This is a genomic window from Methylobacterium sp. Leaf361 (assembly GCF_001424445.1).
GTDB lineage: Bacteria > Pseudomonadota > Alphaproteobacteria > Rhizobiales > Beijerinckiaceae > Methylobacterium.
On record NZ_LMPY01000023.1, the window covers coordinates 17,869 to 41,605 of the forward strand.

26 protein-coding genes are annotated in these 23,737 nt (G+C 71.2%); 11 read left to right on the top strand and 15 right to left on the bottom strand.

The annotated features are described in order from the left end of the window. Positions 1 to 2: 2 nt before the first annotated feature. Positions 3 to 842 (bottom strand): aldo/keto reductase, encoded by an 840-nt coding sequence (locus tag ASG32_RS15980; protein WP_056527978.1) that lies wholly within the window; start codon positions 840 to 842, stop codon positions 3 to 5. A 297-nt stretch (positions 843 to 1,139) separates the two neighbouring features. Here ASG32_RS15980 and ASG32_RS15985 point away from each other — a divergent pair, with 297 nt between their 5' ends. From ASG32_RS15985 to ASG32_RS15995, 3 genes are read left to right on the top strand one after another with little or no spacing between them, the layout of a single operon-like run. Continuing rightward, positions 1,140 to 2,213 carry an adenylate/guanylate cyclase domain-containing protein gene (locus tag ASG32_RS15985; RefSeq protein WP_056527981.1) on the top strand — a complete coding sequence of 358 codons (1,074 nt, stop codon included), beginning with the start codon at positions 1,140 to 1,142 and terminating at the stop codon, positions 2,211 to 2,213. Then, entirely contained in the window at positions 2,213 to 2,416 is a 204-nt protein-coding gene (locus ASG32_RS15990) for a hypothetical protein (protein WP_056527984.1), read from the top strand. Before ASG32_RS15985 ends, ASG32_RS15990 begins: the two co-directional genes overlap by 1 nt. After that, positions 2,413 to 2,895: a YaiI/YqxD family protein gene (locus ASG32_RS15995; protein WP_056527986.1), complete on the top strand. Its 483-nt coding sequence runs from the start codon at positions 2,413 to 2,415 to the stop codon at positions 2,893 to 2,895. The genes ASG32_RS15990 and ASG32_RS15995 overlap by 4 nt, the downstream gene beginning before the upstream one ends. 42 nt (positions 2,896 to 2,937) lie before the next feature. On the opposite strand, the gene ASG32_RS16000 is transcribed toward ASG32_RS15995, so the two are convergent. The 7 genes from ASG32_RS16000 to ASG32_RS16030 all read right to left on the bottom strand — a co-directional run bounded on the left by ASG32_RS16000 (position 2,938) and on the right by ASG32_RS16030 (position 7,217). Further along, positions 2,938 to 3,198, bottom strand: a complete 261-nt coding sequence (locus tag ASG32_RS16000; RefSeq protein ID WP_056527989.1) for a BrnA antitoxin family protein — start codon at positions 3,196 to 3,198, stop codon at positions 2,938 to 2,940. 6 nt (positions 3,199 to 3,204) lie between these two features. After that, positions 3,205 to 3,522, bottom strand: a complete 318-nt coding sequence (locus ASG32_RS16005; RefSeq protein WP_020665400.1) for a hypothetical protein — start codon at positions 3,520 to 3,522, stop codon at positions 3,205 to 3,207. A 299-nt stretch (positions 3,523 to 3,821) separates the two neighbouring features. Next, positions 3,822 to 4,817 carry a cell envelope integrity protein TolA gene (tolA, locus tag ASG32_RS16010; protein ID WP_056527992.1) on the bottom strand — a complete coding sequence of 332 codons (996 nt, stop codon included), beginning with the start codon at positions 4,815 to 4,817 and terminating at the stop codon, positions 3,822 to 3,824. Between the two features lie 4 nt (positions 4,818 to 4,821). Then, a complete protein-coding gene (locus ASG32_RS16015; protein ID WP_056527994.1) occupies positions 4,822 to 5,316 on the bottom strand; it encodes an ExbD/TolR family protein in 495 nt (164 codons plus the stop codon). 54 nt (positions 5,317 to 5,370) lie between these two features. Then, positions 5,371 to 6,060: a MotA/TolQ/ExbB proton channel family protein gene (locus ASG32_RS16020; protein ID WP_020092809.1), complete on the bottom strand. Its 690-nt coding sequence runs from the start codon at positions 6,058 to 6,060 to the stop codon at positions 5,371 to 5,373. Between the two features lie 132 nt (positions 6,061 to 6,192). Then, on the bottom strand, positions 6,193 to 6,663 hold the full coding sequence (locus tag ASG32_RS16025) for a hypothetical protein (protein ID WP_056527997.1): 471 nt from the start codon (positions 6,661 to 6,663) through the stop codon (positions 6,193 to 6,195). Positions 6,664 to 6,737: 74 nt separating this feature from the next. Then, a complete protein-coding gene (locus ASG32_RS16030; RefSeq protein WP_020092807.1) occupies positions 6,738 to 7,217 on the bottom strand; it encodes a hypothetical protein in 480 nt (159 codons plus the stop codon). Positions 7,218 to 7,630: 413 nt separating this feature from the next. On the opposite strand from ASG32_RS16030, the gene ASG32_RS16035 reads away from it, so the two are divergent. Together ASG32_RS16035 and ASG32_RS16040 are read left to right on the top strand one after the other, a co-directional pair. Then, positions 7,631 to 8,059: an Hsp20 family protein gene (locus ASG32_RS16035; protein ID WP_012320108.1), complete on the top strand. Its 429-nt coding sequence runs from the start codon at positions 7,631 to 7,633 to the stop codon at positions 8,057 to 8,059. A 101-nt stretch (positions 8,060 to 8,160) separates the two neighbouring features. After that, positions 8,161 to 8,445 carry a DUF1150 domain-containing protein gene (locus ASG32_RS16040; protein WP_020092805.1) on the top strand — a complete coding sequence of 95 codons (285 nt, stop codon included), beginning with the start codon at positions 8,161 to 8,163 and terminating at the stop codon, positions 8,443 to 8,445. 41 nt (positions 8,446 to 8,486) lie between these two features. On the opposite strand, the gene ASG32_RS16045 is transcribed toward ASG32_RS16040, so the two are convergent. Next, positions 8,487 to 9,254, bottom strand: coding sequence for an alpha/beta hydrolase (locus ASG32_RS16045; RefSeq protein WP_056527999.1), 768 nt, complete (start codon positions 9,252 to 9,254; stop codon positions 8,487 to 8,489). A gap of 107 nt (positions 9,255 to 9,361) precedes the next feature. Between ASG32_RS16045 and ASG32_RS16050 the strand changes: the two genes are divergently transcribed. From ASG32_RS16050 to moeB, 3 genes are all read left to right on the top strand, one after another. Then, on the top strand, positions 9,362 to 10,648 hold the full coding sequence (locus ASG32_RS16050; RefSeq protein ID WP_107351962.1) for a glycosyltransferase family 4 protein: 1,287 nt from the start codon (positions 9,362 to 9,364) through the stop codon (positions 10,646 to 10,648). 200 nt (positions 10,649 to 10,848) lie between these two features. After that, positions 10,849 to 11,370 (top strand): translation initiation factor IF-3, encoded by a 522-nt coding sequence (gene infC / locus ASG32_RS16055; RefSeq protein ID WP_020092802.1) that lies wholly within the window; start codon positions 10,849 to 10,851, stop codon positions 11,368 to 11,370. A gap of 104 nt (positions 11,371 to 11,474) precedes the next feature. Next, the gene (gene moeB, locus ASG32_RS16060; RefSeq protein ID WP_056528002.1) at positions 11,475 to 12,260 is read left to right on the top strand and encodes a molybdopterin-synthase adenylyltransferase MoeB; all 786 of its coding nucleotides are present in this window, start codon (positions 11,475 to 11,477) and stop codon (positions 12,258 to 12,260) included. Here the strand turns inward: moeB and ASG32_RS16065 are convergent. From ASG32_RS16065 to rpmI, 5 genes are all read right to left on the bottom strand, one after another. Beyond that, the gene (locus ASG32_RS16065) at positions 12,249 to 13,130 is read right to left on the bottom strand and encodes a DUF1186 domain-containing protein (RefSeq protein WP_020092800.1); all 882 of its coding nucleotides are present in this window, start codon (positions 13,128 to 13,130) and stop codon (positions 12,249 to 12,251) included. The genes moeB and ASG32_RS16065 overlap by 12 nt on opposite strands. 9 nt (positions 13,131 to 13,139) lie before the next feature. Beyond that, positions 13,140 to 15,560 carry a phenylalanine--tRNA ligase subunit beta gene (pheT, locus tag ASG32_RS16070; RefSeq protein WP_056528005.1) on the bottom strand — a complete coding sequence of 807 codons (2,421 nt, stop codon included), beginning with the start codon at positions 15,558 to 15,560 and terminating at the stop codon, positions 13,140 to 13,142. Between the two features lie 97 nt (positions 15,561 to 15,657). Further along, a complete protein-coding gene (pheS, locus tag ASG32_RS16075) occupies positions 15,658 to 16,740 on the bottom strand; it encodes a phenylalanine--tRNA ligase subunit alpha (RefSeq protein ID WP_042674687.1) in 1,083 nt (360 codons plus the stop codon). A 149-nt stretch (positions 16,741 to 16,889) separates the two neighbouring features. Continuing rightward, a complete protein-coding gene (gene rplT / locus ASG32_RS16080) occupies positions 16,890 to 17,267 on the bottom strand; it encodes a 50S ribosomal protein L20 (protein ID WP_012320099.1) in 378 nt (125 codons plus the stop codon). A 51-nt stretch (positions 17,268 to 17,318) separates the two neighbouring features. Further along, on the bottom strand, positions 17,319 to 17,522 hold the full coding sequence (rpmI, locus tag ASG32_RS16085; RefSeq protein ID WP_007561407.1) for a 50S ribosomal protein L35: 204 nt from the start codon (positions 17,520 to 17,522) through the stop codon (positions 17,319 to 17,321). Between the two features lie 465 nt (positions 17,523 to 17,987). Between rpmI and ASG32_RS16090 the strand changes: the two genes are divergently transcribed. The 3 genes from ASG32_RS16090 to dapE all read left to right on the top strand — a co-directional run bounded on the left by ASG32_RS16090 (position 17,988) and on the right by dapE (position 22,871). After that, the gene (locus ASG32_RS16090) at positions 17,988 to 19,118 is read left to right on the top strand and encodes a glycosyltransferase family 4 protein (RefSeq protein ID WP_056528008.1); all 1,131 of its coding nucleotides are present in this window, start codon (positions 17,988 to 17,990) and stop codon (positions 19,116 to 19,118) included. Between the two features lie 148 nt (positions 19,119 to 19,266). Next, entirely contained in the window at positions 19,267 to 21,612 is a 2,346-nt protein-coding gene (locus ASG32_RS16095; protein WP_056528011.1) for an amylo-alpha-1,6-glucosidase, read from the top strand. Positions 21,613 to 21,692: 80 nt separating this feature from the next. Continuing rightward, positions 21,693 to 22,871, top strand: coding sequence for a succinyl-diaminopimelate desuccinylase (gene dapE / locus ASG32_RS16100; protein WP_056528014.1), 1,179 nt, complete (start codon positions 21,693 to 21,695; stop codon positions 22,869 to 22,871). Here the strand turns inward: dapE and truA are convergent. After that, entirely contained in the window at positions 22,853 to 23,614 is a 762-nt protein-coding gene (gene truA, locus ASG32_RS16105; protein WP_056528017.1) for a tRNA pseudouridine(38-40) synthase TruA, read from the bottom strand. The two genes, dapE and truA, sit on opposite strands and share 19 nt — an antisense overlap. Positions 23,615 to 23,737: the final 123 nt, after the last annotated feature.

Below are 23,737 nucleotides of genomic sequence, written 5' to 3' on the forward strand. Positions count from 1 at the left end.
GCTCACAGCATCGGCAGCATCCGGGGCCGCGGTCCACGCGGGAAATGCGCGTCGATCAGGGCGATCTCGGCCGCACCGAGGTGCAGGTCCGCCGCGCCGGCATTCTCGACGGCCCGGTCCGGGCGACCGGTCTTGGGGATCGTGAACGTGCCCGGCAGCCGGGTCAGGTAGGCGAGGGCCACCGCGTAGGGCGTCGTGCCGTGGTTCTGCGCGATGCCCGCCAGGACGCGGCCGCCCGCGCTGGCCGGATCGGGGAAGTCGCCGCTGCCGAAGGGCGAGTAGCCCACCATGGCGACGCCGTGCTTCTCGCACCAGGGCAGCACGGCGTGCTCGATGGCCCGCTCGTTCAGGTGGTAGAGGACCTGATTGCAGGCGATCCGGTCCGGCCCCGCGATGGCCCGGACGCGATCGAGATCCTCGACGTCGAAGTTGCTGACGCCCCAGGACAGGATCTTGCCGGCCCGGCGCAGATCCTCGAAGCCCGCGATCGTCTCCTCGAGCGGGTGCTGACCCGGCCAGTGCAGCAGGTAGCAGTCCAGCCGGTCCGTCCGCAGACGCTGGAGCGACGCCTCACAGGCCCGCGCGACGCCCCGGCGCGTCGCGTTACCGGGCACCACCTTGGAGACGAGGAACACCTCCTCGCGGCAATCCGCGACGGCGGCGGCGACGATCGCCTCCGCGTCCCCGTACATCTCCGCGGTGTCGATATGGGTCATGCCGGCGTCGATCCCGGCCCGCAGCGCCCGGACCGCGTCCGTCCGGTCCGAACTGTCGATGTGCCACGTGCCCTGGCCGATAACCGGCACAGAGACGCGCGTCGCGCCGAAGCTCCTGGCGTACATGGCAGCGCTCCCTCTTCGCTGTCACAGGGGGTTGCTGGCGGCGGTCCGGTCGAGTCCCGGGCCGCCGGCGTATCACGGCTCGGCCGCGCAACAACCCGGCACGCCTTACTCGCGCCATCTTGGGGCGTTGAGCAATGGCATGCGGCCTCCCGCGGCGCTAAACTTTAGGCCCATGCCCGAAGTCCGGCGGCGCGGGCTTGCCGAGTCTGCGCCGCCCCGCGCAGTGCCGCCGCGCAGGGCCACGCGACGCCCGGACCCGCGCACGGTCCGTCGGCTGGCCATGCTGGAGATGCCTCGATGCTGCCGGCCCACCGGATATTCTGGGGTCTGATCCTGCTGGCGGCGGCCGGCGCGGGGTTGCTCTACAACATCATCTTCGCGGCCGGCGCCTCGCCCCTTGCCGGCTTCACGTACGGCCTCTGCATGGGCGCCACGGTGCTGGCCTTCGACCGCGGGCTGATCCTGGCCGGCCTGCAGGCGAAGATCCGGCGGCTGCCGGCCTGGCTCTACGTGCTGGCCGCGGAACTCGCCTACGTCCTGATGATCATGGCGGGCAACGCCCTGGGCGGCCTGCTCGTCTGGGCGTTCGCCCTGACACCGGACGACCTCACGACCGCGACCCGCATGACCGCGCGGGTGCTCGCCTACGCCCTCGCGGTGTCCGGCCTGCTGGTCTTCGTCATCCGCATGCGCGACCTGATCGGCGGCGAGGTGTTCGTGAACTTCATGATCGGCCGCTACCACAAGCCGGTGGCGGAGGAGCGGGTCTTCCTGTTCCTCGACGTGGTCGGCTCCACGGCCTTCGCGGAGACCCACGGCGACCTGCGCGCCCAGGAATATCTCAGCGCCGTGTTCGCCACGCTCGCCGAGCCGGTGCGGCGCAACGGCGGCTCGGTGGACGACTATATCGGCGATCTCGCCATGGTGACGTGGCCGATGGCCCGCGGCCTGAAGGACGCGCGCTGCGTCACCTGCGTGTTCGAGGTGCTCGACCGGATCGAGGCCGACGCCGCGGCCTGGACCGCCCGGTTCGGGACGGTCCCGCGGCTCCGGGCGGCGCTGCACGGCGGCTCGGTGGTCACGGCCGAAGTCGGGGTCGACCGCCACAAGATCGCGTATTTCGGCGACGCCGTGAACGTGACGTCGCGGATCGAGGCCCTGTGCCGCCCGCTGGGCGTCGGCATCCTGATCTCGCAGGATCTGCTCAACCGCCTCCCGCGCCTTCCGGCCGGCGTCCGGGCACGGTCCCTCGGCGCCCACGCGCTCCGCGGCCGCGGCGCGCCGCTGTCGGTGGCGACGCTCGAGCGCGGACCCGCCGAGACCGCGCCCGTGGCGGATCTGGCGCCGCGCCGCGCCGCGGTCGCCCGCTGATGGCCGGGGCGAGCACCGCGCGGGCGAACACCCTGATCGCCGTGAAGATGGCGCTGCGCTTCGGGCTGCCGCTGATCGGGCTCGCGGTCTTCGGCCGCGCCGTCGTTCTGTCGGTGGGCGGCGATATCGAGCACGGCCAGTTCGCCCTGGGCGTGCTCCTGATCCTGGCGGGTTTCACCTCGAAGCTGGTGCCCCGGCCATGATCGACGCGCCGGCGCGCCCGCCGATCTACCTCGACGCCGATGCCTGCCCGGTCAAAGACGAGACCTACCGGGTCGCCGAGCGCTACGGCCTGACAGTCCACGTCGTCGCCAACAGCGTGCTGAACCTGCCGCGCGAGCCCTGGATCGAGCGCGTGGTCGTCGGCCCGGAACTCGACGCCGCCGACGACTGGATCGCCGCGCGGGCCGGACCCGGGAGCATCGTCCTCACCGCCGACGTTCCGCTGGCCGCGCGCTGCGTGAAGGCCGGCGCCACGGTCCTGGCGTTTACTGGGAAGCCGTTCAGCGAGGCCGGGATCGGTCTCGCCCTCGCGACGCGCGACTTGATGCAATCGTTGCGCGAGGCCGGGACCATCACGGGCGGGCCGAAACCGTTCTCGCGCGCCGACCGGTCGGCCTTCCTGTCCGCCCTCGACCGGGCGGTGAACCGGATCCTGCGCGAGCGGCCGAAGCCGGTCTGAGCACCGGTCCCAGGCGCGCCGGCGTTCCCCGCGCGGGAGGTCTCAGGCCTCGGCCGCCGGGACGAGGGCCTTGAGCGCCTCGTTGATGCGGTCCTGCCAGCCCGGGCCGTCTTTCTGGAAATGCGCGAGCACGGCGCTGTCGAGGCGCAGGCTCACCACTTCCCGGGAGCCCGGGACCGTCGCCGGCCGCGGCGCGGCCTGAGGCGGCGGAGCGGCCGTCTTCGGGCTCGTCGCGGCCCGGAAGGCCGCCTCGGCTGCCGCGCGCGGGTCGGTGAAGCGGCGGCGGTTGCGGTCTTCGGCCATCGACCTCTAGCCCTTCGCGGTCGTCTTCTTCGGCGCGGCCTTCTTCGCGCTGCCCTTGGCGGCCGCCTTGGCTTCCTTCTCGGCCGCCTTGGCCTGCGCGTCCGCGGCCTCCTTGGCGAGCCGGAGCGAGCGCAGCCGCACCGTCCGCTCGTCCATCGCCTTGATGGCCGCGTGGTGCTCCGCCATCGCCTGGGCGCCCTCGCGAGCCATGCGCTCCGCCCGTTCCGCGCGCTCGGCGCGGTTCTCCGCCCGGGTCTTGGCTTCCGCCTCCGCGTCGCGGGTGGCATTCACCTCGTCGAGGTCGTACTCAGTGTCGTCGTTCATCCTGTCCCTTTCACCCCGGCTCGACGGGTCCGACCCGGCGCAGCCTGCGCGGGACGGGGTCTGAGCGGGTCCGGCCTGTTCGAGGGGCGGGGGGCAAGGCCGGATCGGCGCCCTCCCGCATCGCCGTCAGGCGCGCGGGGAAGGCAGGTTCACGAAGGCTTTAGCATGCCCGCGCGGCCGATGGCGAATCCGGATCGCCGGGTGGGACTGACGGCGCACACCATTCGTACGCGTTCGCCGGACGATCCGGATCGGGCTCGCGGTCGGCCGGGCGGGATCCGGCCCGGATCGTCCTCCGATCAGCGCACGCGGAAGTTGAGCGGAATGGAGACCGACAGGCTGGACTGCGTCACGCCGGGGGGCGCCGCCGGCATCGATCCGCGCACCGCCGCGAGGGCGGCGCTGTCGATCTGGCCGACGCCGCTGGACCGGGCCACGCCGGCGCCCGTCACCTGACCCGAGCGCATCACGGTGAAGCGCACCACCGCGGTCCCGCCGCCGGTGCCGACGGCCGCGTTCACGTTCATCCGGCTGTGGATCGCCGCGCTGATGGCGCCCTGCCACTGGCGCATGGCGCTTGGATCGTTGCCCGCGGCGGCCCGGCCGGCCGCGTTAGCCCGCGAGGCCGACGCCGAACTCCGCTCGGCGCCAGCCCGTGCCTTGGCCTCGCGCGCCTTCGCCTCGCGCGCAGCCTTGGCCTTGGCCTCGCGGATCTCCTCCAGGCGCTCCTGCCGCGCCTCCTCGCGCTTCTGCTCGCGGAGCTTCTCCTCCCGGATCTTGCGCAGCTTGGCCTCGCGCTCCGCCTTCAGCTTCGCCGGATCGGGCGTCGGCTTGGGCGGCTCCTCGGACTTGGCGACCTCGGTGGGCGGCGGCGCCAGCGGCTCGGCGGCCTCGGACGCGGAGGTGATCACCTGGCTCTGCGCCTCCACGGGCTGAGCCTCTTGCGGCATCTCGACCGCCTGGGTGTCCTCCGGCTTCACCTCGGTCATCTCGGTCGGCGGCGGCGGCTGGACGGCCTCGTCGGGCGGCGTGTCCACCGGCTTCGCCTCCGGCGGGGCTTCCTGGCTCATCTGCTGCTCCGCCGGGGCCTCGGTGGCCGCGTCGGTCATGAGCGGCGCGAGGTCGACGGTGATCTGCTGCTCGCCGGGCGGTGCGGGCGGGGAGAGCCGCAGGAACATCACGGCGGCGAGCACGCAGGCGTGCAGCCCGAGGGCGACCAGGAAAGCGGCGAGCAGCCCGGACGGGCGGCGCTCGCCGAGACCGGCCGGCATATCCGTCGACGTGTAGGTGCTCATCGGCTCAGCGCGCGGTCCCTGCGGGGGCGGCGGGGGCGGCCGGGGCGGCGCCAGGCGAGGCCGGAGCGGCGCCGCCGGGCGACTGCGCGATCAGCGACACCTTGGTGAAGCCGGCCTGCCCGACGAGGCCCATGACCTCCATGACCTTGCCGTAGGGCACGTCGCGGTCGCCGCGCACGAGGATCACCTGATCCTTGTCGGCCGCCGCCATCTCGCGCAGGCGCGGCACGATGCTCTCCATCGTGAACACCTCCTTGGCGATGGACGGGTTGCCGTCCTTGTCGACCGTCACCTCGGCGGGCTTCTTCGACTGCGCGACCTTGGGCGCCGCGGTCTTCGGCAGCTGGACCGGCACGCCGGTGGTCATCAGCGGCGCGGCGACCATGAAGATGATCAGCAGCACGAGCATCACGTCGACCATCGGGGTGACGTTGATGTCGGACATCGGCACGTCGTCGAGGTCGTCGTCGTCGTTCGCGCGAATGGATCCCATCGCCATGGGGCGTCTCCGGTACCTTTACGTTCGGCTCTCTGGGGGCTGGCGCCGGCCGCGCTACTCGGCGGCCGCGCGGTGGGCGCCGGCGCGGTCGCGCGCGAGGCGGTTGCCCAGGACCGAGATATAGGACGAGAAGGTGCTCTGGATGCCGCTCACGTCGCTCGAGAGCTTGTTGTAGGCCATCACCGCCGGGATCGCGACGACGAGACCGATCGCCGTGGCGAACAGCGCCTCCGCGATGCCCGGCGCCACGACGGCGAGGGAGGTGTCCTGGCTCCGGGCGATGGACGAGAACGAGTTCATGATGCCCCAGACGGTGCCGAACAGGCCGACGAACGGGGCCGTGGAGCCGGAGGTCGCCAGCAGCGACAGGCCGGTGCGCAGGCGCTTCACCTCGATGGCGAGGGCGCCCTTCATCGCCCGCTCGATGCGGTCGCGGCGCTCGGCCCGGGTCTCGGAAGAATCCTGATCGCGCCACGCGTCGATCGCCGCCTTCACCACGTGGCCGGCGATGCCGCGATGCTCGCCGTCGAGGCTGCCCCCGGAGCGGACCAGATTCGCGAAGGCTTTGGCCTGGCGCCGCGCGGCGGCGAGCCGGATGACCTTCTCGAACACCACCGTCCAGCAGGCGATCGAGGCGATCACCAGCAGGATCATCACGCCCTTCACGATCGGGTCGGCCTGCAGGAACAGGCCGAGGAACGAGAAGTCGTGGGCCGCCTCGATCGGGGCTTGTGTCGGGTCCATCGCGGGCTCCTGGCGTCCTGGTCTCACGCGGCGTCGCGCCGCCATCGTCTCGGGGTGCGGCGAAAGCCGCAGGCCGCCCGGCGGCTCTCGCCGCCGGGCGGTTTGGTCTCGTCAGCCGTCACACCATCCGCATCAGCGGTCGAACGGCAGGCCGGCCTTGCTGTCGGTCTCGGTCCGCTCGAGGCAGGCCTCGCGGCCCGGATCGCCGCCGTCGCAGGTCAGGACGTCGTTCAGAAGGACGCGACCGACCTTGTTGCAGGCGATGCCGGGGAAATCGAAGATCTTCACGGTGGTCTTCTTCGGCGGCAGCGGCCCGAGTTCGACCGCCACGCGCTTCTGCGCGACGCCCTCGGGGTCGAAGGCGAAGAGATCCACCTTGTAGGACTTGAGGCCCGAACCCTTGTTGTCGATCACCATGGTGATCCGGCAGGCCTCGCCCGCGGTCTCGACCTTGTTGAGCTGCAACTTGATCGGCGCCTTCTCGGAGGCGTCCTGCGCCAGGGCCGACACGACGAGCAGCGCCGAGAGCGCGAAGCAGGCCGCCGTGTCGAGGGCGACACGCCCGATCCGACGGCGGTACAGGGGAGCGCGCAGGGCAAGCACCGTGACAAAGTCCTCTTCGAGTTCGCGCCGGCCGGCGGCTCGGGCCGCGCGGTCCGGGGTGACGGGGAGCCGGATCAGTGCAGCACCGTTCCGGCGGGGCAGGAGGCCGGGGCGAGGCGCTCGGCCGCCGCGTCGAGCGGCCCGACCGCGGCGCGGACCGCCGCCACGAGGCGCGGCGCCGCGTCCTGGCCGGTGATCTCGGCCGCGGCGGCCTCGAGATCCGCCCAGAGGCGCTGCCGGCCCCGGTTGATCAGCTTCACCAGCGCGCATTCGTGGCCTGTCACGCGGCAGCAGCTCGCCGGCATGAACGACCAGTCGCCGTCGCGTTCCGCGCGGAGCGCCCGGATGATCGCGACCACGCAGGCGACGAAGCGGCACCCTTCCGTCGGCCCGAGCAACTGCTCGGCCCCGTCGAAGGCCGCGTTCCAGCAGGCGACGTCGCTGGTCATGTAGCCGGCCGCCACGAAGCGGGCCACCGACAGGGCCAGGATGTCGGCCTCGTCGCCGCACACGTCTGCGACGCGCCGCATCGCCGCGTGGTCCGACGGGGTCATGGGCGTGCTCACGGCTCCGGCGCCTCGCGGAAATGGATCGCGGCGATCGAGCTCGGGAGCCGGATCGTCGCCTGCCGCGGCAGTATCCAGGCCCGCCGCCCGGATCAAGGCCCGGCGAGAAAATCAGAGCAGTTCCAAACTGTTAGAAGAAAGCGTGGCCGTTGCAGGCTTTGCCTATCGATCCCGCATAAATTTGCCGAAACTCCCCGGAAATGCGCGACCACGGGTCGCCGTCGATTCCGGTCCCCTCCCTTGATGGCCCGGAAGGCCTTGGCCATATCTCCGAGTCGCCGGCGTCGTCGCGTCCGGCGGAGCGCTGCCCCGGGCGGGCTCCTGTCGACGAGGTGCTCGAGCATCCCGGGATTGCGGCAGATCCCGGGGTCGGAGGCTTCGCTTTCTGGATGATGGCCGCGATGACTCGATCCTCGCCCTTCGGGCACCCGTTCCTGCTCGGCTTCGACGAGATCGAGCAGGCCCTCGACCGAGTCTCCAAGGCCGCCAACGACGGCTACCCGCCCTACAACATCGAGCGTCTGCCCCGCACCGAGAGCGAGCCCGAGCGCCTGCGGATCACCCTGGCGGTGGCCGGCTTCACCCGCGATCAGCTGGACGTGATGCTGGAGGAGAGCCAGCTCGTCGTGCGCGGCCGGCAGGTCGATGAGCGCGAGCGCCACTTCCTGCACCGCGGCATCGCGGCGCGGCAGTTCCAGCGGGCCTTCCTGCTCGCGGACGGCATGGAGGTGCTCGGCGCCGACCTCGCCAACGGCCTCCTGTCGATCGATCTGGTCCGGCCGGAGCCGGACCGCATCGTGCGCAAGATCGATATCGGCGCCCGCGGCTGACGCCGACCGATTGATTGGCCGGCGCGGATCCCCACATCAGGGTGGAGCCGCCGATGCCTTCAGGATCGGCGGTGGACGCTCTGCCACCCCAGGAGGGCTTTATGACCGATCTGAATCCGTCTCCTCTGACCCCCGCCGATCTCGATCCGGCCGATTTCCAGCCGGCCGATCTCGCGGCGCTGGGCGAGGGGCACATCGCCTACGTCCGGCCGATCCGGTCCGACGAGGTCCGCCGCTTCTTCCCGCAGGCCCCCGAGCTGACGCCCGGCCTCGACCTGTTCGCCCTGCTCTCGGCGAGCGGCGCGCCGATCATGCTCGCCGATTCGCGGGACGTCGTGCTGGCCAACGCCGCCGCGCACGACCTGCAGCCCGTCAGCCTGCATTGACCCTGCACCCGACCCGCTGAGAGGCCTGGCCGGGAGACCGGTCAGGCGATCTCGGCGACCGCCGCCACGAGCCGCGCGATGTCCTGCGGCCGCGACAGCCGGTGGTCGCCGTCGGCGATCAGCGTCAGCACCGTTCCTTCGGCCGGCAGGCGGTCGAGGATCCTCAGGGCGTGCGTGTAAGGGACGTCGGTGTCCCGCATGCCCTGGAGGATGTGCACCGGGCAGCCCGGATCGACTTGGCCGCCCAGCATACAGTGCTGGCGGCCGTCGTCGATCAGGGCCCGCGTGATCGGGTCCGGCTCCGGCGCGTAGTCGCTGGGCTTCCTGAGAACGCCGTCGCGGATCAGCATGGCGCGCGCCGCCTCGCTGAGGCGGTTCCAGATCAGCTCCTCGGTGAAGTCGAGGGCCGGCGCGATGAGCACCAGCCCCGCCGTGGCCTCCCCGCGCGCGGCCCGGTCGCGGGCAGCGAGGCAAGCGATCCAGCCGCCCATCGACGAGCCGACGAGCACCGGCGCCTCCGTCACGTAGGCCGCCAGGACCGCCTGCGCGTCCTCGAGCCACGACGAGATGGTGCAGTCCGTGAACGTGCCGCCCGAGGCACCGTGCGCGGCGTAGTCGAACCGCACGAGCGTCCGGCCCGTCCGTTCGGCCCAGGCATCGAGCGCCGTCGCCTTGGTCGCGGTCATGTCGGAGCGAAAGCCGCCGAGCCAGACCACCGGCGGCCCGCCGCCCGCGCGCACCCGCACGGCGATGCGACGGGCCGCGTCGCCGATGCCGACGGTCAGGAACTCGGGGGCCGTATCCGTCATCGTTCTCTCCGGTATCCCTGTCTCGACATGGAAGAAGTCCGGTCCTGAACGGTTCGGCTTCAACTCTCGTTTACCGGACCGTAAAGCCCGGCGGCGATGCTGGATCAATGGCAGCGAGCATTTGGCAGATACCGGCCGGGGGCCTGCGCGTCCTCGCCGAGGGCCCGCGAACGGGCGACGGACCCCACGCCCTGTCGGGTTTCCCGGCGGAGGTCGGGGCGCTGGTCGGCGCGCGAATCCTGCAGATCATCCCCGAACTCGACGCGGGCGGCGCCGAGCGTACCACCGTCGACGTCGCGGGCGGCCTCGCGGCCGTGGGCGCCCGCGCCCTGGTGGCGACCGAGGGCGGACGGCTCGTCGGCGAGTTGCAGGCCAAGGGCGGGCACTGGCTCCGATTCCCGGCCGCGTCGAAGAACCCGGCGTCGATGGCGGTGAATGTCCTGCGGCTGATGGCGCTCTGCCGCCGCGAGAAGGTGCAGATCATCCACGCCCGTTCCCGCGCGCCCGCCTGGGTCGCCCTCGGGGCGGCGCGCCGGCTCGGGCTCCCGTTCGTGACCACCTATCACGGCAGCTATTCCGGCCGGACCGGCGTGAAGGTTCTCTACAACTCGATCATGGCCCGCGGCGACGTGGTGATCGCCAACTCGCACTACACCGCGGACCTGATCCACCGGCTGCACGCCGAGCAGGCCGGCGACCGCGTGCGGGTCATCCACCGCGGCACCGACCTCGCGGTGTTCAACCCGGTGGCGGTCGGGGCCGCCCGGGTCGAGGCGCTGCGCCGGAGCTGGAACGTGGCGCCGCACGAGCGGGTGATCCTGCTGGCCGCCCGCCTCACGGCCTGGAAGGGCCACCGCGTGCTGATCGAGGCCGCCGCGCGGATGCGCGATCGCGGCGTCCCGGACCTGGCCGTGGTCCTCGCGGGGGACCCGCAGGGCCGCGCCGCCTACGAGCGCGAGCTCGACGCACTGATCGCCGCGCGCGGGCTCGAGGGCATCGTCCGCAGGGTCGGGCACTGCACCGACATGCCGGCGGCCTTCCGCGCCGCATCGGTGGTGGCGGTGCCGTCCGTGGAGCCCGAGGCCTTCGGCCGCTCGGCCGTCGAGGCGCAGGCGCTCGGCGCACCCGTGGTCGTCTCGGATCTCGGCGCGGTGCCGGAGACGGTGCTGGCACCGCCCGAGACCCCCGCCGGCCAGCGCACCGGATGGCGCGTGCCGCCCGGCGACCCGGCCGCGCTCGCCGCCGCTCTGACCGAGGCCCTCTCCCTCGGCGCGAGCGCCCGCGACGCCCTCGGTCGGCGCAGCCGCGCGCATGTCGAGGCGCACTTCTCCCTGGAGCGGATGGTCGGCGACACGCTGGCGGTCTACGCCGAGCTGCTCGGCCGTTCGACCTGAGGGCATCGGACTCGAATCGCGACGCGGCGGCCGATTATTTCCGGCGTCGCGATGGTAGCCGGTTGACTCTGGCCGCGGTTCCACCAACGTTGTATGTCCGGATGAGACCGGAGCGGCTGGCGGTCAGGAGATCTTCCTGAAGATCCGCCGTTTCGCCGTTGCAGCAGGAGACCTAAGCCATTCGTAGACCGATGAGAGCCATGCCGGCCCCGCAGAAGGACGGGCCGCGCGCCAACCGCGACATTCGCGGTGTGCGGGAAGTGCAGCTGATCGACGACACCGGGCAGAACCGCGGCGTCGTTCCCTTCTTCGACGCCCTCAATCTGGCCGAGGAGGCCGGTCTCGATCTCGTGGAGATCGCGCCGAACTCCGTGCCGCCCGTCTGCAAGCTGCTCGATTACGGGCGCTTCCGCTTCAACGAGCAGAAGAAGCAGAACGAGGCCCGCAAGCGGCAGAAGACCGTCGAGGTGAAGGAGATCAAGCTCCGCCCCGGCATCGACAAGCACGACTACGACACCAAGATGAAGTCGGTGCACCGCTTCTTCGAGGAGGGCGACAAGGTCAAGGTGACCCTGCGCTTCCGCGGTCGTGAGATGGCTCACCAGGATATCGGTCTGCGCCTCCTGGAGCGCGTGAAGAGCGAGACCGCCGAGATCGCCAAGGTCGAGAGCGAGCCGATGCTCGAAGGCCGGCAGATGATCATGATCCTCGCGCCGCGCTGAGCGGCCCGGATCCAGAGACGCGAGACCCGCGCCGCCTCCTCACCGGGGCGGCGTTGTCTTTTTCAGCGCTTCCGATCGGCGGCGCCGCGGATTATGGGCAGGCGATGGCCCTCGCTCCCGATGAGATCGAACGCTACGCCCGCCACCTCGTTCTCGCGGAGGTCGGCGGTCCCGGTCAGGCCCGGCTCAAGGCCGCCCGGATCCTCGTCGTCGGGGCGGGCGGCCTCGGCGCGCCGCTGATCCAGTACCTCGCCGCCGCGGGGATCGGCACGATCGGCCTCGTCGACGACGACACGGTCTCCCTGTCGAACCTGCAGCGGCAGGTGATCCACGGGACGCCGGATCTCGGTCGGCCGAAGGTCGAGAGCGCGGCCGACGCGGTGGCGCGCCTCAACCCGCACGTGTCGGTGGTCCCGCACCCGTTCCGGATCGACGCGGACAACGCCGTCGACCTGATCGCCGGCTACGACCTCGTGGCGGACGGGTCCGACAATTTCGCCACGCGCTACGCGGTGTCGGACGCCTGCTTCCGGGCGCGTCGGCCGCTGGTGACCGCGGCTCTGGGCCGCTTCGACGGCACGCTGACCACGATCCGGGCCCACGAGACGGGGCCCGACGGGACGCCGAACCCGACCTATCGCTGCCTCTTCCCGAACCCGCCGCCGCCCGGCAGTGTGCCCGCCTGCGCGGAGGCCGGCGTGCTCGGCGCGCTCGCCGGCGTCATGGGCTCGCTGATGGCCATGGAGGTGATCCGGGCCGTGGCGGGCTTCGGCGAGCCCCTCGTCGGGCGCCTCCTCATGGTCGACGCCCGCGCCATGCGGTTCGAGACCCTGAGCTACGGCTGGGATCCCGAGAACCCGCTCAGCGGCAGCGGCGCCTCAGCGGCCTAGGGGTTCCGGCGGCATCCAAGGCCCCTCCGCCTCCGCCTTGCCGAGGCAGCACTTCTTGAACTTCTTGCCCGAGCCGCAGGGGCAGGGATCGTTGCGGCCGACATCTTTGAACGGGTTGCGCTGCGGCTCGCCCGCGCCCTCCTCGGCCCAGTCGAGAGCCTCGACCGGATCGTCGAGGTAGCCGTACTGGTAGGGCCCGAGCCGGTCCCGGTCGTCCGGCTTGGTCTCGGCCTTGCGCAGGGCCTCCTTGAACCAGTCGGCGTCGCTGATCTCGTCGGTGAGCCGTCCGTCGGCGCGGGCCGCGGCCGCGCGGGGCGCGAGGTCCCGGAAGCCGAGATGCGCGATCGTCTCCTCCCAGCCGACCCAGGCCGGCCCGTCCTCCACGGCGGCCTGCGCGTCGTCGAAACGGACCAGCAGGTCGTGCATCGCGGCCCGGTCGATCCGTCCCTCCAGGGTCAGGAAGGTGCAGGCGCACATCAGCGCCATGCGCGCGTGATCGTCGACCGTGCTGTCCAGGATCAGCCGGAACAGCGGCTGCGGATCGCCGTCGAACAGGCTCGCCACAACCTTGGCCAGCGTCGCCGTGACGGCGTCACCCAGCACCGCGTCGAGGGTCTCCTCGTCGTGCCGGAGCAGCCTGAGGAGCGGCGCGAGAGCGCGCGTGTCCCGGGCATGGGCCATGACGTGCAGGCCCCAGAACAGGAGGTTTGTCTCCTCCGCTGCCAGCTCGCGCCCGTCGGCGGCCGCCTCCAGCAGCGGCAGCGTCGCCTCCGCCACGGCGGCGGGGTGGTTCAGGGCCTCCCGCAACGCCGCCTTCGGCCGGTACTCGGCCGCCGCGAGGTCGTCGATGAGCAGGGCGATCCGGTCCATGGCGGCGCCTCAGGCCCGGAGCGTCGCGCCCGTCTTGCGGGTGACCTCGGCGACGATCCTGGCGCTCACCGCCTCGATCTCCGCGTCGGTCAGGGTCCGCTCGACGGGCTGGAGACGCACCGCGATCGCCACCGACTTCGCGCCGTCCGGCACGCCCGGCCCCTCGTAGAGGTCGAACACGTCGACACCCGTCACCAGCTTGCGCTCGGCGTTCTGGGCGGCCTTGACGATGTCACCCGCCGGCACGTCGCGGCCGACCACGAAGGCGAAGTCCCGCGACAGCGGCTGGAATTCCGACAGTGCCAGGGCGGCTTTGGCCTTGGTCGGCTTGAGCTTGGGCAGGGGCAGGGCGTCGAGGACGATCTCGAAGGCCACGAGCGTTCCCTTCAGGTCGAGGGCCTGCAGCGTTCGCGGATGCACCTCCCCGAACCAGCCGATCTCCGTCTTCGGACCGAAACGCAGCGTGCCGGAGCGGCCGGGATGCAGCCAGGACGGGCCGCCGGGCGTGATCTGGAGGCCGCCGGTCGGCACGCCCAGGCTGCCGAGCAACGCGATGGCGTCCGCCTTGGCGTCGAACGCGTCGACGGTCGCCGCCGTGCCGTCCCAGTGCCGCCCGGCGCCGGCCAGGGTCGCGCCGCCGCGGCGGACCGCCGCCGCGCGGACGGTCTGGCCCTCCGGCACGTCGGAGGCGAAGCACTGGCCGACCTCGAACAGGGCGGCGTCCGGGTAGCCGCGGTCGGCGTTGCGCTGCGCCGCGCGCAGGAGGCCCGGTACGAGGCTCGGCCGCATGTCGGACAGCTCCGAGGCGATCGGGTTGGCCAGCACGAGGTCGGCCCCGCCGCCGCCGAACAGGACGGCGTCGTCGTGCGGCACGAACGACCACGTGACCGCCTCCATGAGGCCGCGGCTCGCCAGGGCGCGCTTGGCGAGGCGGGTCCGCTTCTGCATCACGGTGAGCAGCGGGCGGCCGATCCCGGCGAGCGGCGGCAGGGGCTCGGCCACGATCCGGTCGAGCCCGGCGATGCGGACGACCTCCTCGACGAGGTCGGCCTTGCCCTCGACGTCGGGCCGCCAGGACGGGGGCAGCACCGTCACCCGGTCCCCGGAGCCGGAGACGTGGAAGCCCAGCGTCTCGAGGATCTGCTGCATCTCGGTGCGCGGCACGTCCAGTCCGGCGAGGCGGCGGACCTCGGTCCAGGGGAAGTCGATGCTGCGCCGGGATTCGGGCGGCGCGCCGGCGACGTGCGCCTCGGTCGGCGTTCCGCCGCAGAGATCGACCACCAGCCGCGTCGCGAGGTCGAGGCCGGGAACCGTGAAGGCCGGGTCGACGCCCCGCTCGAAGCGGTAGCGCGCGTCGGTGATGATGCCGAGCCGTCGGCCCGACTGGGCGATGTTGGTCGGGTCCCACAGGGCCGACTCGATCAGCACGTCCGTGGTGCCGGCGTCGCAGCCCGACGCCTCGCCGCCCATGATGCCGGCGATGGATTCGACGCCGTTCGCGTCGGCGATCACCACGGTGTCGTCGGTCAGCGTGTGGGTCCGGCCGTCGAGGGCGCGCAGGCTCTCGCCCGCCCGCGCCCGCCGCACGGTCAGCGTGCCGGCGACCCTGGCGGCGTCGAAGACGTGCAGTGGCCGCCCGCGGTCGAAGGTGACGTAGTTGGTGATGTCGACGAGGCTGTTTATCGGCCGCAGGCCGATGGCGCGCAGCCGGGCCTGCATCCAGGCCGGCGACGGGCCGTTCCGGACGCCGCGCACGAGCCGCAGGGCGAACATCGGGGCGAGGTGCCGGTCGGCCGGATCGAGGGCGAGCTCGACCGCGACCGGGCAGGGACCCTCGCCGCGCAGCGCCGGCAGCGCCTCGCCCTTGAGCGTGCCGAGGCCGGCCGCCGCGAGGTCGCGGGCGATGCCGTGGACGGAGGTGCAGTCCGGACGGTTCGGCGTCAGGTTGATCTCGATGACCGGATCGTCGAGCCCGGCGTAGAGCGCGTAGGCCTGGCCGACCGGCGCGTCGGTCGGGAGTTCCAGGATGCCGTCGTGGTCGTCGCCGAGGCCGAGCTCGGCGCCCGAGCACAGCATGCCGTGGCTCTCGACGCCGCGGATCGTGCCCACCGACAGGGTGATGTTCTTGCCCGGGACGTAGGTGCCGGGCGGCGCGAAGACCGAGACGAGGTCGGCCCGGGCGTTCGGGGCGCCGCACACCACCTGCACGGGGGCGCCCGTGCCGGTGTCGACCGTGCAGACCCGGAGCCGGTCGGCGTTCGGGTGCTGCTCGGCCGTCAGGATCCGGGCTATCACGTAGGGCCTGAGCGCGGCGGCCTTGTCCTCGACGCCCTCCACCTCAAGGCCGATCCGCGTGAGCGTCTCGGCGACGGTGTCGAGGGAGGCCTCGGTGTCGAGGTGGTCCTTGAGCCAGGAGAGGGTGAATTTCATGATGGACCTTCGAGAGCCCGGTATCGGCTCGACCGTCGGAGGAACAGGATCGCGGGGCCGTCGCCGGGGCCGGGGGCCGCGGCGGGGCCGGGGCGGCTCAGCCGGTGAGGCCGCCCACGAGGCTCGGCACGTCGAGCGGGCGGAAGCCGTAATGGTCGAGCCAGCGGACGTCGGCCTCGAAGAACGGGCGCAGGTCCGGCATGCCGTATTTCAGCATGGCGATGCGGTCGATGCCGACACCGAAGGCGAAGCCCTGCACCGCGTCCGGGTCGAGCCCGCAATTGCGCAGCACGTTCGGGTGGACCATCCCGCAGCCCAGGATCTCCAGCCAGTCGTCCCCCTCGCCGAAGCGGATCTCGCCGCCCTTGCGCGAGCACTGGATGTCGACCTCGGCGGAGGGCTCGGTGAAGGGGAAGAAGGACGGGCGGAAGCGCATCTTCACGCCGTCGACCTCGAAGAACGCCTTGCAGAACTCCTCCAGCACCCATTTCAGGTTGGCGATGTTGGCCGCCTTGTCGATCACCAGCCCCTCGACCTGGTGGAACATCGGCGTGTGGGTCTGGTCAGAGTCGTGCCGGTAGGTCCGCCCCGGGATGATCACGCGGATCGGCGGCGTCTGCGCCCGCATGGTCCGGACCTGTACGGGCGAGGTGTGGGTGCGCAGCACCTTGCGCTGCCCGTCGCGGTCGGGCGCCAGGAAGAAGGTGTCGTGCATCTCGCGGGCCGGGTGGCCGGGCGGGAAGTTGAGCGCCGTGAAGTTCAGCTCGTCCGTCTCGATGTCCGGACCCTCGGCGACCGCGAAGCCCATGTCGGCGAAGATCGCGGTGATCTCGTCAATTACCTGGGAGATCGGGTGGATCCGGCCGCGCACCTCGGGGGCCTCGCGGACCGGCAGGGTCACGTCGACCCGCTCGGAGGCGAGGCGGGCCTCCAGGGCGGCTTCGGCGAGTTCGGTCTTGCGGGCGGTGACGGCGCCCTGGACCCGGTCGCGCAGCCCGTTGATCAGGGGCCCGCGCTCCTTGCGCTCGTCCGGCGTCATCGACCCGAGCGTCTTCAGCAGATCCGAGACGCTGCCCTTCTTGCCGAGCGCGGCGACGCGGACCGCGTCGAGGGTGGCCTCGTCGGAGGCCGCGCTCACCTGGGCCAGGAGGTCGCGTTCCAGGGTGTCGAGATCGGTCATCGCTGTCTTCGAGCAGGGTTGGCGGAGTCGGCCGTCGGGCCGTGCTCTCGCGCGTTGCGGGCGCCGGCGCAAGCGCGGGACCTCGTAAACGACGAAGGCGCGGCTCCCTGGGGAACCGCGCCTTCCGTCCGTCTCGCCTCAGGCCTGGATCAGGCGGCCTTGGCGGTGTTCTGCGGCAGCGCGGCCTTCGCCTTCTCGACGACGGCGGCGAAGCTCGCCGGCTCGTGGATCGCCAGCTCCGACAGGGCCTTGCGGTCGACGACGATGCCGGACTTCGCCAGGCCGTCGATGAAGCGCGAGTAGGTCAGGCCGTGCTCGCGGACCGCCGCGTTGAGGCGCTGGATCCAGAGGGCGCGGAACGTGCGCTTCTTGTTCTTGCGGTCGCGGTAGGCATACTGCATGCCCTTCTCGACCGCCTGCTTGGCGATGCGGATCGTATTCTTGCGCCGGCCGTAATAGCCCTTGGCGGCCTTCAGAACCTTCTTGTGCTTCGCGTGACTGGTCACGCCGCGCTTGACGCGGGCCATCGGTTATCTCCTGGATTCGACGAAAGACAGTGGCAACGGGTGCTGAAGGACTTACCGCGCGTTCGGCAGGAAGTACTTCTTCACGTTGGCGGCATCGCCCTCGAACAGGGTCGTGGTGCCGCGCAGGTTGCGGATCTGCTTGGTCGTCCGCTTGATCATCCCGTGGCGCTTGCCGGCCTGGGCGTACATCACCTTGCCGGTGCCGGTGATCTTGAAGCGCTTCTTCGCGCCCGATTTCGTCTTCAACTTGGGCATTTGGCTCTCCGTTGCGCGAAATGATCCCGGACCGACCCGGGAGGATCGGATGAGGTTCGCGCGCTGATGCTTCTGGTGGAGCAGCACGAGCCGCCACGGCAGCCCTATCGGCCGGGCGGTTCGACGCGGGGCGGCTTATGACAGAAAGCTGACGCGGCGGCAACGCCCGCGGATCCGAGCACGAGATCGAGATCCGTGGGAACGCGTCGCCGGGCTCCGGCGTAACGAGCCCTGGGACCGGGCTTCTCTGCACACACCCGCGCCGGCGAGCCGGCAACGGCGGGGCAGCGGCCGTTTCGCCCGTGCTGATTCGGAGGAATTCGGGGACGGCTTGCGCGCCGCACAAAACGGCGAGGGACAGCGGGTGCGCCAGGAACCATAACCTTAGCCGTCGGTTTCATTCATGTCCCGCTCAGGCCGGCAGGGTTAGACCCCCCGTCAAATTGGCCAACCAGGAGACACTTCGTGCGCATTGCCCAGATCGCTCCGTTGTCGGAGGCCGTCCCTCCGAAGTTCTACGGCGGCACCGAGCGCGTCGTCAGCTGGATTACAGAGGAACTGGTTCGCCAGGGCCACGAAGTCACGCTGTTCGCGAGCGGTGACTCCGAGACGACTGCCAAGCTCGCGGCCTGCACGCCCGAAGGCCTGCGCCTGCTCGGCTACCGGGATCACACGGCCAGCCACTTGGCGATGCTGCATCAGGTGCACCGCCGCGCGCACGAGTTCGACATCCTGCACTTCCACATCGACCTGCTTCAGTACCCGATGTTCGAGGATCTGAACCATAAGTGCATCACCACGATGCACGGTCGCCTGGACGTGCCGGACTTCATGCCGGTCTACCGCACCTTCACGGGCATGCCGCTGGTCTCGATCTCCGACAACCAGCGCCTGCCCATGCCGCCGACCTCGAACTGGCTGGCGACGATCCATCACGGCCTGCCGGCCGAGAACTGCCCGTACTACCCGGACGCCAAGGGCGGTTACCTGGCCTTCCTCGGCCGGATCTCGCCCGAGAAGCGGCCCGACCGCGCGATCGAGATGGCGATCCGTTCCGGCACGCCCCTCAAGATCGCCGCCAAGGTCGACAAGGCCGACCAGGATTACTGGGACGAGGTCATCGAGCCGATGATCCATCACCCGCTGATCGAGTACATCGGCGAGATCAATGAGGAGCAGAAGAAGGAGTTCCTCGGCAACGCCCTGGCGCTCGCCTTCCCGATCGATTGGCCGGAGCCCTTCGGCCTCGTGATGATCGAGGCGATGTCGGCCGGCACCCCGGTGATCGCGTTCCGGAACGGCTCCGTGCCGGAGGTCATCAAGGACGGCGTGGGCGGCGTCCTCTGCGAGAACATGGACGACGCCGTGGCCGCGGTTGCCAAGGTCAAGACCATGAGCCGCGCCGGCGTGCGCCGCCACTTCGAGAGCGCCTTCACCGCCGAGTGCATGGTGAAGAAGTACGTCGCCGCCTACGAGGACCTGCTCGCCCGCGGCGCCGACGTGATCAAGCTGCCGAAGTCCGGCTTCATGCCGCAGTACGGTGAGGTCAACGGCTCCGCGCGTCCGGCGATCCCGGTCGCCGCCATGCCGGCCTGATAACCGGCACCGGGCTTGCGAGGCGGGTCCGGCTCGGCCTAGCGTCTTAAAGGCGACTCATCCGTAGGGTGAACAAGGGCTGCTGCATCGAAGGGATGCAGCAGCCCTCTCGATTCGCACCCCTCACTTGCACCCGGAGATGCCCTGCATGGCGGCGGACAACACGGCAGCGGCCCACGATGCGAAGGCCCGGACCGCGGCGAGCGCCGGAAGCGTGGCGCACGGATTCCAGGACGCGGACGACGTCCTCCCGACCTATCACATCGAGGCGCAGACCTCCCTGGTCGAGCGGCCGCTGCGCTCGCTGAAGTTCGGCGAAGCCTTCGGCGTCCTCGATTCCTACGGCGATATCGGCGTCCAGCCCGGCCCGGAAGGCCTCTATTTCCAGGATACCCGCTACCTCTCGCGCCTGGAGGTGACGGTCGAGGGCCAGCGCCCGCTGATGCTCTCCTCGGTGATGCAGGACGATAACGGCGCGCTCAGCGTCGACATGACGACGCCCGATATCCGCATCGACGCCCACGACGAGACCTCGATCCCCCGCGAGACGATCGCGATCGAGCGCACCAAGTTCCTGTTCCGCGGCGCCTGCTACGACCGGATCGGCCTCCGTTCCTACGATTCGAAGCACCGGCGCCTGCGCATCGCCGTCACCTTCGACGCGGATTTCCGCGACCTCTTCGAGGTCCGCGGGACAGATCGACAGGAGCGCGGCAAGCGCGGCGTGCTCGTGGCGAGCGACCGCGAGGTGCAGTTCCGCTACGTCGGCCTGGACGAGATCGTCCGGACGACCTCCCTGCATTTCGGCCCGAAGCCCGATTCGATCGAGCCCGGCAAGGTGGTGTTCGACGTGTCGCTCCCGCCGGAGGGCCGGACCTCCCTGTTCATCCGCGTCACCTTCGAGGCGCACCGGGCCTTCACCAAGCCCCCGACCGACACGATGGTCGGCGAGGACGCGGCCGCCAAGCTGACGCTCGCCGCCAATGCCGGCGGTGCCCGGCGCGAGCCGAAGGATCTCGGCGAGGGGACGATCTTCGCCCGCGCCTACCGCGATTCGCGGCGCGACCTGCGGGCGCTGACGGCGGGCATCACCACGATCATCTCGTCGAACGACCAGTTCAACGAGGGCCTGTGCCGGGCGACCGCCGACCTCTACATGCTCGCGAGCCGAACCCCGGAGGGCATCTACCCCTTCGCCGGCATCCCCTGGTACTCCACGGTGTTCGGGCGCGACGGCATCATCACCGCGATGATGGCGCTCTGGATCGACCCGAAATTCGCCCGGGGCGTGCTGCGCTACCTCGCCTCGACCCAGGCCAAGGCGGTCGATCCGGCCGCCGACGCGCAGCCCGGCAAGGTCCTCCACGAGACCCGGCGCGGCGAGATGGCGATGCTCGGCGAGGTGCCGTTCAGGCACTATTACGGTACCATCGACGGCACGCCGCTCTTCGTGATGCTGGCCTGGGAGTACTACGCGGTCACGGGCGACCTCGAGACCGTGCGGGCGATCTGGCCGGCCCTCGAACTCGCGCTCGAATGGATGGACCGCTACGGCGACCGCGACGGCGACGGCTTCGTCGAGTACGCCCGCGACACCGACAAGGGTCTGGAGAACCAGGGCTGGAAGGACAGCCACGACTCGATCTTCCACACCGACGGTCACTTGGCAAAGGGCCCGATCGCCCTCTGCGAGGTGCAGGGCTACGTCTACGCCGCCAAGAACGGCATGGCGAAGCTCGCGGCGCTCCTCGGCCACGACCCGATGGCGGAGCGCCTCACCCAGGAGGCGGCGCGCCTGCGCGAGCGGTTCGACGCGGCGTTCTGGAACGAGGAGATCGGCACCTACGCGCTGGCGCTCGACGGCGCCAAGAAGCAGTGCGCGGTGCGCTCCTCCAATGCCGGCCACGCCCTGTTCACCGGCATCGCCAAGCCGGAGCGGGCGGCGCGGGTCGCCGAGACGCTGCTGTGCAAGGACGGCTTCAACGGCTGGGGCGTGCGCACGATCGCCAAGGGCGAGGCGCGCTACAACCCGATGTCCTACCACAACGGCTCGATCTGGCCGCACGACAACGCGCTGATCGCGATGGGTCTGGCGCGCTACGACCGCAAGCACGAGGCCGCGCGCATCTTCCAGGGGATGTTCGACACCTCGCTGTACCAGGACCAGAAGCGGCTGCCGGAGCTGTTCTGCGGCTTCATGCGCCGCAAGCAGCGCGGCCCCGTCTCGTACCCGGTCGCCTGCAGCCCGCAGGCCTGGGCGGCGGCGGCGCCGTTCGCGTTCCTGGCGGCCTGCCTCGGCCTCGAACTGGACCACGAGCGCAACCGTGTCCGGCTCAAGAACCCGATCCTGCCGGGCTTCCTCGACGGGGTGACGCTCTACAACGTCAAGCTCGGTGGCTCGCGCCTGGACATCCGGTTCCAGCGCTATGACGACGACGTCACCGTGTCGGTGCAGCGCCGCCACGGCGACGTGCAGGTGGTGGTCACCAAGTAGGGCCCGGGACGGGAGTTCCGGGGCGGCCCGCTTCGGGTTAAGCGGGCCGCGCGGCACGTCGCGCCGCCGAGGACGGGTTCATGCCGGCAGATCATCACGCCCCCGACGCGGCCCTGCGCCTCGCGCAGGATCTGATCCGGTGCCGGTCCGTGACGCCGGAGGATCGGGGCGCCCTCGACGTCGTCGCCGACGCGCTCCGGCCGGCCGGCTTCGCGGTCGAGCGGCCGGTCTTCTCGGAGCCGGGCTATCCCGACACGCCGAACCTCTACGCCCGCGTCGGGCGGGACGGTCCGTGCCTCGTCTTCGCCGGCCACACCGACGTCGTGCCGGAGGGCGAGGGCGCGTGGCGCCACGATCCCTTCGCGGGCGCCGTGGCCGACGGGATGCTGTACGGGCGGGGAGCGGCCGACATGAAGGGCGGCGTCGCCTGCATGCTCGCGGCGACCCTCGCCTTCCTCGACCGGCGCGGCGCCGATTTCGGCGGCTCCATCGCGTTCCTGATCACCGGCGACGAGGAGGGACCGGCGGTCAACGGCACCGTGAAGCTCCTCGACTGGGCGCGGCGCCGGGGCGAGCGGTTCGACCACTGTGTCCTCGGGGAGCCGACCAATCCGGGCCGGCTCGGCGAGATGATCAAGATCGGTCGGCGCGGGTCGCTGACCGGCAAGCTCACCGTTCTCGGCCGGCAGGGCCACGTCGCCTACCCACACAAGGCCGAGAACCCGATCCCGGGCCTACTGCGCCTCGCCTCGGCGCTGGTCGCCGAGCCGCTGGATCGCGGGACGGCGCATTTCGACGCCTCGAACCTCGAATTCACCACGATCGACGTCGGCAACCCGGCCACCAACGTGATCCCGGCGACCGCCCGGGCGACCTTCAACGTCCGCTTCAACGACGACTGGACGGCCGAGAGCCTGGGCGAAGAGATCCGTCGGCGCCTGGAACAGGCGGCCGGGAACGCAGTGCGCTTCAGCCTGGATCTGCAGCCCTCGAACGCGCCGGCCTTCCTGACGCGGCCGGACGCCTTCGTGACGCTGGTCGCGGAGGCGATCCGGGCCGAGACCGGCCTGACCCCGACGCTCTCCACGACGGGCGGCACGTCGGATGCCCGCTTCATCAAGGATGCCTGCCCGGTGATCGAGTTCGGCCTCGTCGGCGAGACCATGCACCAGATCGACGAGTGCGTGGCGGTCGCCGACCTGGAGCGGCTGACGGCGATCTACGGGCGCGTGCTCGACGCCTACTTCCCCGGTTCGTAGTCGACGCCCACGAAGGTCAGCCCGGCGGCCGGGGCCAGCGGCCCGCACCGGCGCTTGTCGCCCGAGGCCAGGATGGCGGCGACCTCGTCCGCCGAGAGGCGGCTGCAACCGGCAAGCATCAGCGTGCCGACCATCGCCCGCACCTGATGGTGCAGGAACGAGCGCGCCGACGTCGCCACCACGATCTCGTCGTGGAGCGCCATCGGCGCGCGGGCGACGTCGAGCTGCTCCAGCGTTCGGATCGGGCTGTTCGCCTGGCACTCGGCGGCCCGGAAGGCCGAGAAGTCGTGGCGGCCGACGAGGCGCTGGGCGGCTTCGTGCATGAGGTCCGCGTCGAGGGTCCACGGCACGTGCCAGACATGGGCGCGCGTCAGCGCCGCGGGGCTGCGCCGGTTGAGGATGCGGTAGCGGTAGTGCCGGCGGATCGCCGAGTGGCGGGCGTCGAAGCTCTCCGGCACGGTCTCGGCGGACAGGATCGCCACCGGCTGCGGCCGCAGATGGGCGTTCAGGGCGTCTCGCACCGTGTCGGTCCGCCAGTCCCTGGCGAGGTCGAGATGGGCGACCTGATGGATCGCGTGCACGCCGGCATCGGTCCGGCCCGCGCAGGTGAGCCGGGCCTCCTCGCCGGAGAAGCGCGTGACCGCCGCCTCGATCGCGCCCTGGACCGTGGGATCGTCCGCCTGCCGCTGCCAGCCGCAGAACGGACCGCCGTCGTACTCGATGACGAGCTTGTAGCGGGGCATCAGCCGGCGCCCTCAAGGTCTCTCGATAGCGCTCCGATGTTCGATCTCGCGATACGGCACAGAGCTTCGGAAAGCTGCGCGCGCGATCGTCTCTGCGAGCGTGGCGAAGCGATCCGGCGTCGC